General features: G+C 62.6%; 11 protein-coding genes, 3 pseudogenes and 1 riboswitch. Of the genes and pseudogenes, 12 read left to right on the top strand and 2 right to left on the bottom strand.

Annotation, left to right across the window (positions count from 1 at the left end; all coding sequences use genetic code 11):
• Window positions 1-208, top strand: a pseudogene (locus tag CQ14_RS01185) (cytochrome-c oxidase, cbb3-type subunit I); the annotation flags it as partial.
• Window positions 209-243: 35 nt separating this feature from the next.
• Window positions 244-369, top strand: a pseudogene (locus CQ14_RS47985) (cytochrome-c oxidase, cbb3-type subunit II); the annotation flags it as partial.
• Window positions 370-2287: 1918 nt separating this feature from the next.
• Here the strand turns inward: CQ14_RS47985 and CQ14_RS01175 are convergent.
• Window positions 2288-2581 (bottom strand): cob(I)yrinic acid a,c-diamide adenosyltransferase, encoded by a 294-nt coding sequence (locus CQ14_RS01175; RefSeq protein WP_430650118.1) that lies wholly within the window; start codon window positions 2579-2581, stop codon window positions 2288-2290.
• Between the two features lie 105 nt (window positions 2582-2686).
• Window positions 2687-2903: riboswitch (cobalamin riboswitch) on the top strand.
• 89 nt (window positions 2904-2992) lie between these two features.
• On the opposite strand from CQ14_RS01175, the pseudogene CQ14_RS45480 reads away from it, so the two are divergent.
• From CQ14_RS45480 to cobJ, 6 genes and pseudogenes are all read left to right on the top strand, one after another.
• Window positions 2993-3322 (top strand): annotated as a pseudogene (locus CQ14_RS45480) (DUF1636 family protein); the annotation flags it as partial.
• Window positions 3320-3808, top strand: coding sequence for a cobaltochelatase subunit CobN (locus CQ14_RS45475; protein ID WP_283807181.1), 489 nt, complete (start codon window positions 3320-3322; stop codon window positions 3806-3808). The pseudogene CQ14_RS45480 and the gene CQ14_RS45475, both read left to right, overlap by 3 nt.
• A complete protein-coding gene (gene cobG / locus CQ14_RS01165) occupies window positions 3805-4968 on the top strand; it encodes a precorrin-3B synthase (RefSeq protein WP_057856123.1) in 1164 nt (387 codons plus the stop codon). The genes CQ14_RS45475 and cobG overlap by 4 nt, the downstream gene beginning before the upstream one ends.
• Entirely contained in the window at window positions 4968-5597 is a 630-nt protein-coding gene (locus CQ14_RS01160; protein WP_057856122.1) for a precorrin-8X methylmutase, read from the top strand. The genes cobG and CQ14_RS01160 overlap by 1 nt, the downstream gene beginning before the upstream one ends.
• A gap of 2 nt (window positions 5598-5599) precedes the next feature.
• A complete protein-coding gene (gene cobI, locus CQ14_RS01155; protein WP_057856121.1) occupies window positions 5600-6331 on the top strand; it encodes a precorrin-2 C(20)-methyltransferase in 732 nt (243 codons plus the stop codon).
• On the top strand, window positions 6328-7062 hold the full coding sequence (gene cobJ / locus CQ14_RS01150; protein WP_057856120.1) for a precorrin-3B C(17)-methyltransferase: 735 nt from the start codon (window positions 6328-6330) through the stop codon (window positions 7060-7062). Before cobI ends, cobJ begins: the two co-directional genes overlap by 4 nt.
• Here cobJ and CQ14_RS01145 read toward each other — a convergent pair.
• Window positions 7038-7787, bottom strand: coding sequence for a cobalt-precorrin-6A reductase (locus CQ14_RS01145; protein WP_057856119.1), 750 nt, complete (start codon window positions 7785-7787; stop codon window positions 7038-7040). The genes cobJ and CQ14_RS01145 overlap by 25 nt on opposite strands.
• Between CQ14_RS01145 and CQ14_RS01140 the strand changes: the two genes are divergently transcribed.
• Genes CQ14_RS01140 through CQ14_RS01125 form a run of 4 tightly spaced genes read left to right on the top strand, consistent with a single transcriptional unit; the run spans window position 7786 to window position 10320 of the window.
• Window positions 7786-8967 carry a bifunctional cobalt-precorrin-7 (C(5))-methyltransferase/cobalt-precorrin-6B (C(15))-methyltransferase gene (locus tag CQ14_RS01140; RefSeq protein WP_057856118.1) on the top strand — a complete coding sequence of 394 codons (1182 nt, stop codon included), beginning with the start codon at window positions 7786-7788 and terminating at the stop codon, window positions 8965-8967. The two genes, CQ14_RS01145 and CQ14_RS01140, sit on opposite strands and share 2 nt — an antisense overlap.
• Window positions 8964-9332: a cobalamin biosynthesis protein gene (locus CQ14_RS01135; RefSeq protein ID WP_057856117.1), complete on the top strand. Its 369-nt coding sequence runs from the start codon at window positions 8964-8966 to the stop codon at window positions 9330-9332. Before CQ14_RS01140 ends, CQ14_RS01135 begins: the two co-directional genes overlap by 4 nt.
• On the top strand, window positions 9329-10111 hold the full coding sequence (cobM, locus tag CQ14_RS01130; protein WP_057856116.1) for a precorrin-4 C(11)-methyltransferase: 783 nt from the start codon (window positions 9329-9331) through the stop codon (window positions 10109-10111). Before CQ14_RS01135 ends, cobM begins: the two co-directional genes overlap by 4 nt.
• The gene (locus CQ14_RS01125) at window positions 10111-10320 is read left to right on the top strand and encodes a hypothetical protein (RefSeq protein ID WP_057856115.1); all 210 of its coding nucleotides are present in this window, start codon (window positions 10111-10113) and stop codon (window positions 10318-10320) included. Before cobM ends, CQ14_RS01125 begins: the two co-directional genes overlap by 1 nt.
• Window positions 10321-10541 lie beyond the last annotated feature (221 nt).

Genomic DNA, 10541 nt, shown 5'->3' with positions numbered 1-10541 from the left:
GATGTGGCGCGCCTACACCTCGCTCGGCTTCCTCGAATATTCCTTCATCGAGACCGTGGAAGCGATGCATCCCTTCCACATCATCCGCGCCGCAGGTGGAGCGCTGTTCTTGATCGGGTCGTTAATCATGGTCTATAATCTATGGATGACAGTGCGGGCAGGCGGGGCGGAATTGGCTACAGAGCTCGGGCTGCAGGCGGCGCAATAAGGAACGATCTGATTGCCTTCTGAACCCGCCATCAAATCTTCGAAAAGAATTTCATTATCCTGATCGCGAGCATTCTGGTTGTGATGCGATCGCGGGCTTGGCCGAGATCAGGCCGCTGTTACCTGAAAAGCACAACTGAGGTGGTCGATGGCGTCAGCCCGGCGCTTCTGACGACGACGAAACGCCGGATCCGCGCCGCGTCGAGCGGATGTCGGAATCGCGGCTGTAACGCTTGATCGTAGCGCCTTGTCCTCGCGCGCCCTGGGCAGGTGCTTCCGATGTTGATCTAGCGCGATACGGTCGGCTGTTTCGCCCCTGATACTTGACCCGCTCAACCGTAAAGGAGGGGACTATGTCATCGGCCATAAGGACGTAATCGATCGGCGGTAGACCCGTAGGCAGGTTTTCGGAGTGGCCCAGCCGATTCCTTGATGCCGCCGAGCTCTGCGCTGTTGGGTCCTCGATCGCACACGACTTCACGTCTTAGCCCACCGAGCTAAATCGACGGGAATCTATCAGTTTGGGAACCTCTCAGGTGGCTCGCCGAAAGGTTGTCTCGTGCATTGTCGAATCCCGAATACGAAAATCCGGATACAGAGCAGCGTGCATGGTCAAGACAGGCGTTGCCATAGGCAAGGGGGTGTTCTTGCAAGGGCGTGTCTGTATGACCGAAAAAGCCCGACGCACTTTGCTAAAGGGAGAAGCAAGAGGTGCGTCGGGCTGCAACCTGAAGGTTGCGGGCATCGGCACGGCTGAAGGTCCGTGTCCATGCCCAATATCACCCTTGCAAACGACGTGCCGCTCGGAAGCTGCCGATGATCTGCGTCTAGTCGGCCCAGGGAACGGCCGCGCGACATTCTTGGATTGAGAATAGTGTCGCAATTACCACGTTGCGTAGCGAGACTTTGTCGGCCACCAAACAATCCTGCGCCATGATGAGCCGGGTGCTTCGCTGTTTGCGAGCCGTGTCCGTGCAAGCCTCGATGAGTAGCTTCGCACCAGCCGTCGGCCAACATGCCCTCTCAGCGGTCTTTCGCGATTGAGCCCTAGACTCGCAATTGTGGGGTTTCCGCCGCGTGCGCTGGCTGATCCGAAAGCAGCGCAAACACGCAGCGGGCCTTGCAGATGGGAAACGGGCCGAGGCCGCGCAAAAAAGTCGGCCACCGCGATGTCTTGGTAAAATGGATTGCAATTCGGCCAGAGCCTACGCCTGGTCACCAGAGCGTCCTGCGCGAACGAGGCGATTTAGATCAAGGGTCGCTGAACGCATGTCTTTATGTATCAACAGCATAGATGCATCCCATCGAAACAATCGATTTCACCAGTTTTGCGGAATGCTGTTAGAAAGCGCGCATAGTCTGGTGCAAATGGCACACATACTCGGACGTCACTTCCATCGCGGATGAGTGATCACAGGTGGGCGAAGCATTGGCGGACAGCCTCTTTTCCGTGGGTTCATCTTGAAGCATATCTTTGATGATCGCCTCAAGATTACGTGACCGACGCACTTGTCGAGCTTCACGCGATCGTTGGGCCGAATTCCCTGAATAGAGCAGAAGGAAGCGAAACCTGATTTCATTTGGAACGTATATCGGCCTTCCCGTGGCTAAAGTTAACGGCGAATGCCCCCGCCGTAAATGAACCGCCGGCACCCTCCCTCTGCCGACGGAAGCTGGTGCGATGTGTAGCAGCGTCGCTCCCCCCCCCAGACTGACTTCCGCCCGGCCGCCGAAAAGGAGGCCGGGCATTTTTTTGGCGAGCAGGAGCGCCAGCTTGCAGATCTTGCATTTGATCTCACTCACGCCCATGAATTCAGGGGGCGGCGCCGCGTCCTCGCACCAATCCATCGATAGGTCAGAACGGCCCATCGGATTAGTTGATGTCTGTCAGCGGCCTATTATTCCGCAACGATAGTGGGCCGGCAGAAAAGCTTTTTTCCTAAGGACAGGCATGGCATTTACCAGTTGCGCTTCGGCCAATCGCCAGGTTCGCATCAAATGCATCGCGGTCAGCATCCTGATTTGTTGACCTACGAGTTGACACGCGATGAAGGCTCTGGATGGAAAGTTGAAACCTAGGCTATCGTCGAGTGGTAAATTCCTTCGCCGATCGCCGATGTTCCCAGTTGGCGCGACACAATTCACCAAAATGTCCGGTCAGCAGCGGGCGCTCGCCGGCGTCCCACGCACCTTTGATGAATTGCATCATGGCGCAGGGAAAGCCATGCGCAACGCACCGCATGATCATGCCGAGAGCCAAGGAGGATATCCCTTTGCTCGCGCAGGTGTGGACGATGATGAGTCCCTTCTCACCGCTCTTGGCGGCTATCATCCGGTCGCGCGCTGCTTTTTTTCTTCGCCATTTTGGCCGCATGGTGGGCGTCCAGCGAGGCTTCAGAGGTCACGGTTTCGTCCTCAGCGGCATCAGGTTCGGAAGTCATGAGCACGCTCTACGGCTTGACAAGCTGCACGCTTGGGCAAATGGTGGGGTGGCGTTGGTTCCTGTCCTAGGACAGGCGAAGAGGGAATGCGATAGGGCTCTAGCCGCGAAGCTTGGACCTGAAGCGCAGCCGCCCCCGCGACCGTGACCGGAGAGATCTCTAGGAGCCACTGACCCGTCAAGGGTTGGGAAGGTGGAGATCGAAGGGAAAACCTGCTCCGCAAGCCGGGAGACCTGCCAGCGCAGAGACTTGAGACCGGCGGACGGGGTGCTCCGCGACGGCAACGAACCGTAGTGTCTCCGGTTCGTGCGCCTCATCGCCTCCGTCAAAAATCGAGGAGGGCGATGACCGTCACGCTTCATGTCTGCATCACCTGCCGTGCCGACCAACCCGTAAGAGAAGGCAAAATCACGCCAGGCGCGCGTCTGCACAGCGCCATTCTCGCCGGCGTGCCGGAAGACGTCCACGTGGTTCCGGTCGAATGCCTGTCTGCTTGTAGCCAGGGTTGCGCGCTCAGCGCGCCTGGACGGTGGTCTTACGTCTGCGGCCGCCTGTCCGACATAAACGCGCCGGACGTGATCGCCGGTGCTGCGGCCTATGCGGCGACGGCCGACGGCATCGTGCCGTGGCGCAGCCGGCCGGAGATCTTCCGCAAACAATCGCTTGCCCGCATTTCCACCGATTACCATGAAACGGATCTGCTGCTCGCCGCAGACTATGCCGTGCATGAGGCGGGCCTTGCGGCCGCGGCGGTGCGCCTCGGCGCGGCCACACCATCGCTCTACCACCTACGCGACACATCCCGATCAGCCGCGTGCTCGCTCGTTGACCGAGGAAATTTCGCGCGTTGTGCGTGCGCGTGCGGTCAACCCAAATGGATGTCCGGGATGATGCGCCACGGCTTTCGGGGCGCGGCGGAAATCGCTGCCACGCTAGAGCATATGGCCAGCTTTGCACATCTTGCCGATGCGGTGCCCACGCATCTCTTCGATCTCTATTACGACGCGATGCTTGGCAGCGACAACGTGCGCACTTTCATGGCGCGCGAGAATCCGGCGGCGCTTGCGGCGATCGAGACTTGCTTCACCCGTTTGAATCAAGCTTCGCCCTGGAGGACACGGCGCAATTCGATTGCGGTCGCGCTGCGGGAGGCTTCATGAGCGCTGTTGCGATCAAGGGCTGGTGCCCCAGCGCCTTACGGCCGATGCGGTCGGGAGATGGGCTCGTGGTTCGCATCCGGCCGCACGGTGGCCGGCTGGCTCCGAAGCAGGCAGCGGGAATTGCGGTGCTGTCCAAGCGCTACGGCAACGGCCTGATCGATCTGACCAGCCGGGGCAACCTGCAAATCAGGGGTGTCAGTGATCAAGGTCATCGGCCCTTGATCGAGGAACTCTCACGGCTGCACTTGCTCGATCCCGATGCGGAGTCGGAAGCGCGGCGCAACATCCTTGTCTCGCCCTTCTGGAGCGCCAGTGACGATACCTGTTTTCTCGCAGCAGAACTTGAACGCGGGCTTGTGATGGGACCGCCCGACCTGCCGACCAAATTCGGCTTCGCCGTTGATTGCAGCACAGAGCCCGCGCTGGCCGGCGCCTCCGCCGACATCCGGATCGAGCGCAGCATCGCGGGAGAGCTGATCGTGCGTGCCGACGGTGCGGAGCATGGTCGTCCCGTCTCACGGACAGAAGCGGTAAGCGTTGCGCTCGCGCTTGCCGAGTGGTTCGTCGACTCGGGCGGAGCCAAGGAGGGGAGAGGGCGAATGAAAGCGCATGTCGGGGCTGGCGCAAAACTGCCCGACGCGCTTCGTAGCAACGTCAAGCCGGCTTGCATGATCGCGGAGCCGCGTCCCGGACTTTATCCGCAAGGCGCGATGGTCGCTGCGGCTTTCGGACAGCTGACACATGCCGCTCTCAGCCATCTTGCCGGATGCTCGCAAGGATTACGGATGACGCCCTGGCGCATGATTGTGGCGGAAGGATTGCGCGAAATGCCCCACTGCGAGAGCCTCGTCACCCAAGCGGACGATCCGATCCTGCGCGTCGTCGCCTGCAGCGGTGCGCCCGCCTGCTGTGAGGCGCACTGCGATACTCGTGCACTTGCAGCGTCGCTTGCGTCGCATATTGCCGCGGACGAGAGGCTTCACGTCTCTGGCTGTGCCAAAGGCTGTGCTCATTCGGGGACTGCTGCGCTCACCCTTGTTGCGACCCGCGAGGGATTTGATGTCATCCGCAGCGGCTCAACGAGGGATACGCCTAGCCAGCGTGGAGTAAGCGCAGGCCGAATGATCGCGGATCCTTCCGTTCTAACGGGAGCGCCCTGATGACGCACGTCTATGAAACCGATGGTGCGACGATCTACCGTCAATCCTTCGCCACCATTCGCGCGGAGGCGAACCTTGAGCGATTTTCTGCCGACGAGGAGCCAGTGGTCGTGCGGATGGTCCATGCCGCCGGCATGGTGAGTCTCGAATCCTGCATCCGCTTCACGCCCGGCATGGCGCGCATCGCGCGGGCTGCGCTGCAGAACGCCGCGCCTATCCTCTGCGACGCACGCATGGTGTCGGAGGGAATTACGCGTGCGCGCCTGCCGGCCGGCAACGCCATCATCTGTACGCTTGACGATCCCAAGGTTCCCTCCCTCGCGCAATCCATGCGCAATACCCGCTCAGCCGCAGCGCTGGAATTGTGGAGGCCGCATCTGGACGGCGCGATCGTCGCTATCGGCAATGCGCCGACCGCGCTCTTTCACCTGCTCAACATGCTGGAGGATCGCAACTGTCCAAGACCTGCAGCGATCATCGGTTGTCCGGTCGGCTTTGTTGGCGCGGCTGAAGCCAAGCTTGCGCTGATGGTTGACCAGCCTGCGCCGGCGCTGACGGTCGAGGGGCGCCTTGGCGGCTCCGCAATCACGGTCGCCGCCGTGAACGCGCTGGCGAGCCGGAACGAATAGCTATGGGGCGCATCATCTGTTGCGGCCTCGGGCCAGGAAATCCGGACCTCATGAGCGTGCGCGCCGATCGTGAGGTCCGTGCGGCCAAGCACGTTGCCTATTTCCGGAAGAAAGGACGGGCCGGCCAGGCGCGCCGCATCGTCGATGGACTACTGGCAAAGGACGTCTGCGAATATCCGATGGAGTATCCGGTCACTACGGAGATCGCCTTCGATAGTCCGGAATATGTTGGCCTCCTTGCCGGCTTTTACGACGAGTGGGCGGAGCGTCTTGCGCGGATCGCCCGCGCGGCCGACATCGTCGTTCTCTGCGAGGGCGATCCCTACTTCTACGGTTCCTTCATGCACCTCCGTGCACGTCTGCAGCGCCGCGTCGAGATCGAGGTGATCGCCGGCATTCCCGGCATGGCTGGCTGCTGGAATTCGGTCGGCCTGCCGATCGCCCTCGGCGACGATGTGATGACGGTACTGATGGGTACGCTGTCGGAACAAGAGCTCGAGCAACGCGCGCGCAATTCCGATGCGCTCGTCATCATGAAGACCGGGCGCAATCTGAAGAAGGTGCGCCGCGCGCTTGCCGGCGCCGGCCGCCTTGGCGAGGCATGGCTGATCGAACGCGGCACTATGCCGGCCGAGCGCGTCGCGCGGCTGGAGGACGTGGACGAGACCGAGTGCCCCTATTTCGCGATCGTGCTCGTGCATGGGCGGGGACGCCGGATGGAGGCGGCCGAATGACGGGCATATTGACCATCGCGGGACTTGGGCCGGGCGACCAGGCGCTAGTCACGCCGGAAGTCTCCGCCGCGCTCGCCGCCGCGACCGACGTCGTGGGCTATGCGCCATACGTCGCGCGAGTAGCCCCGCGTGAAGGACTGACGCTGCATCCATCAGACAATCGCATGGAGTTGCAGCGCGCAAGCGATGCCTTGCAGCTGGCATCGGAAGGACGCCGTGTTGTCATGGTTTCTTCGGGCGACCCAGGTGTTTTCGCCATGGCAGCGGCTGTGTTCGAAGCACTTGAAGTCTCGTCTCAATGGCATGGGCTTGCAATCCGCGTTATGCCCGGCGTAACTGCAATGCTGGCAGCCGCCGCGCGCGCCGGCGCGCCGCTCGGCCACGATTTTTGCGCGATCAATCTCTCCGATAATCTGAAGCCGTGGTCGATGATCGAGAAACGCTTGCGGCTTGCCTCCGAAGCCGACTTTGCGATCGCGATGTACAATCCGCGCTCAGTGAGCCGGCCCGAGGGTTTTGAACGCGCGCTCTCGGTGCTGAAGGAGGCAGGTTGCGGCGAGCGCCTCGTGATCTTCGCCCATGCGGTCAGCACGGTCGCGGAGCGAATTGAAACCGTGATGCTGCGCGAGGCACGGCCCGAGATGGCCGACATGCGAACCCTTGTCATCGTCGGTAATTCGGCAACGCGCCGCGTCGGCCGCTGGGTCTATGCACCGAGGCATGCCCGATGACGGAGCCATTGCATGACCTCCGCCACGCTTTCGACTCGGGGCCTGTCAGGCAATTCGGGCCGCTTGAGCATCACGACGGGAAGGCCGAGCTCGCGCGCGGCGTCGATCTTGGCGCGCGCGCCCGCTCCACCGGAGTTGCGGGCAACAACCCATTCGATGCCGCGCGCACGCATCATCTCCAATTCGCCGGCGAGGGTGAACGGTCCGCGCGACACGATGACATCGACGTCCGGAAACGGCAGTGGCCCATCGGGAGGATCGACAAACCGCAAAGTGTAGGCGTGCTGCGGCCTGGCGCTGAAAGGTGCGATGTGCTGGCGTCCGATCGCAAGAAATACCCGCGCGCGATTGTTCGGCAATGCTGCCGTAGCGGAGGAGATATCCGCGGCCTCGATCCAGGTGTCGCCGGTCCCTTTTGCCCAGGGCGCGCGCTCGAGCGCGATCAGCGGTGTTCCGGTCATCTCGCACGCTGCAACCGCATTACGGCTCATTTCGGCCGCGAAGGGATGGGTTGCATCGACAAGGTGCGTTATTCCCTCGCGCCGAATGAACTCGGCAAGGCCATTCACGCCGCCGAACCCTCCGATGCGGGTCGGCAGCGGCTGGTTCACGGGGGCGCGGGTGCGACCTCCATAGGAATAGATCGCATCACACCCCGCGCGCGCCACAGCGTCTGCGAGCAGATTGGCATCGCTTGTTCCGCCCAGAATGAGGGCGCGCATCATGCATGATCCCTGGCTGACGATCATCGGCATTGGCGAAGATGGCCTTGCCGGCCTCTCGGATGCAAGCCGAAAGGCGCTTGCGGAAGCCGAGACGGTGTTTGGCGGCGAACGGCATCTCGCGCTGGCAGGGATTTCCGACCGCGGCCGTCCCTGGGCGGCGCCGTTCGAGACAGATTGCGTGCTGGCCTGCCGCGGTCGTCCGACGGTGGTGCTCGCCTCGGGCGATCCGTCCTGGTACGGCGTAGGAGCCAGTCTCGCGGAACGGCTCAGCAAGAGCGAATGGATTGCGCATCCCGCGCTCTCGACATTCTCGCTTGCCTCGGCGCGGCTCGGATGGCGGCTCGAATCTGTCGTCTGTCTTGGAATCCACGCGGCGCCATTCGAACGCCTGGTGCCGCATCTGACACATGGAGCGCGCATCATTTGTCTCGTGCGCGACGGCAAGGCGCCCGGCGATCTGGCCAAATGGTTGACGGCGCGCGGCTGGGGCAATTCACGGCTATGGACGCTCACCGCGCTCGGCGGTCCCCGCGAATCCGTGGCGCAATATCGGGCCGACAGCTACGCCGCAGATGGCGGCGCGGGGCCGGTGGCAGTTGCGCTGGAAACCAATGGACCGCACGGCGTTCCGCGCAGCTCCGGCCTTTCAGACGCGCTCTTCGTGCATGACGGCCAGATCACCAAGCGGCCGATGCGCGCGCTCGCGCTTTCGTCGCTGGCGCCGAGATCCGGCGACAGATTATGGGACATTGGCGCCGGTTCAGGTTCGATCTCGGTAGAATGGGCTCTCTGTGGTGGCACGGCGATCGCCATCGAAGCGCGGTCTAATCGCGTAGCGAATATCCGCGGCAACGCGGCAACCTTCGGTCTGACGCATCGGATCGCCATCGTTGAGGGAATAGCGCCTGATATCCTCTCACGCCTTGAGACACCGCAAGCCGTCTTCATCGGCGGAGGGCTCGACGCTAGGATGTTCGATGCGGTATGGTCGCGCATTGAGCCGAGAGTAAGGGTGGTTGCGCATGCCGTCACGCTGGAGACCGAGGCGCTACTCTCGGACCTTCATCAACGCCACGGTGGCGAGTTGATGCGAATTGAGATTGCGCATGCGGGTCACCTCGGCCGCTATCGCTCCTGGGAGGCGATGCGGCCGGTCGTGCAATGGAGTGCAGTCAAGTGAAGGTCGCAGGTCTGGGGTTCAAGCGGGAGGTCACACTGGCTGCGCTGCGCGAAGCTCTCGCCGCCGCGGGCGGTCCTGAAGGTCTCGCGGCAGTTGCAACTGTCAGCGACAAGGCCGAAACCGCCGCGCTCAAATTGCTGGCGCGCGAACTCACCGTGCCGATCCGGCCTGTTTCAGCCGATGTCCTAGCCGGCATTGCCACGCCCACACAGTCAGAATCCATCAAGGCGAAGTTCGGTACGGGCTCCGTCGCCGAAGCCGCAGCGCTTGCGGTCGCCGGCCGTGGTGCGCGCCTCGTTTCGACGCGGGCTGTCTCGCAGGATCGGACGGCGACCGCAGCGATCGCGGTAGGAGACGCCGAATGACGGTGCACTTCATCGGTGCCGGACCGGGAGCAGCTGATCTGCTCACCTTGCGCGGTCGCGATCTGATTGCCGCCTGTGCGGTCTGCCTCTATGCCGGCTCTCTCGTACCCGAGGGCGTTCTTGCCCATTGCCCAAAGGATGCACGGATCGTGAACACCGCGCCGCTGTCGCTCGACGACATCATGTCGGAGATCGTCACCGCGCATCGTGAGGGCAAGGACGTCGCGCGGCTACATTCCGGGGATCTCTCGATCTGGTCGGCGATGGGCGAGCAATTGCGCCGCCTGCGCGCGCTTCAAATCTCCTATTCAATCACGCCGGGCGTGCCGGCCTTTTCCGCCGCCGCGGCCGCGATCGAGGCCGAGCTCACGCTACCGGATCTTGTGCAATCGGTCGTGCTGACGCGGATGCCGGGCAGGGCGAGCGCGATGCCGCAAGGCGAGAAACTCGCCACCTTTGCCGCGACCGGTGCGGTGCTCGCCATCCATCTCTCGATCCATCTGCTTTCCACGGTGATTGATGAGCTGACGCCGCACTACGGAGGAGACTGCCCGGTTGCAATAGTCTGGCGCGCAAGCTGGCCGGATCAGCGCATCGTCCGCGCCACGCTCGGTACCTTGGACTCTGCTGTAAGCACCGAGCTCGAGCGCACAGCCGTTATTCTGGTTGGCCGCACACTGGGTTCGGAAGATTTCGGAGAGAGCCGCCTGTATGCCGTCGACTATGACCGCCGCTATCGGCCGCTCGGGCCGACGCCTCGCTTTCCGGAAGGCTCGTGATGACGGCGAGCCTCGTCATCTCCGCGCCTGCATCCGGGGTCGGCAAGACGACGCTGACGCTGGCGCGCGCCTATCGCGATCGCGGGCTGAAGGTCCAGTGCTTCAAGAGCGAGCCCGATTATATCGATGCGCGGCAATTGCCGATCCGGAATCAACGACCCTATTTATATGGGGAAGCGACACATTCCCGGCGCTCGCGGCAAAACTGATCGAGCACGGTGGCTGCCGACACGCCGGCGCTATTTGCGAGTCTCTTGGCCACGCCGAGGAGCGGATTGTCCGCACCACGATTGCGAAGCTCGCAGAGCAGCTAGCGCAAACCGGCGCCGCAACGACGGCGCCGATCATTCTTTTCGGCACGCTGGCGGGAGAGACTCGATGATGACGCTGTCGCCCGATCTCGCGAGCCCCTTGACGTCTCCTCGTCGGA

Source organism: Bradyrhizobium lablabi, from assembly GCF_001440475.1.
GTDB classification, from domain to species: Bacteria; Pseudomonadota; Alphaproteobacteria; order Rhizobiales; family Xanthobacteraceae; genus Bradyrhizobium; species Bradyrhizobium lablabi.
The sequence above is the reverse complement of the archived record's forward strand: the minus strand, read 5'-3'. Positions and strand labels throughout refer to the sequence as shown.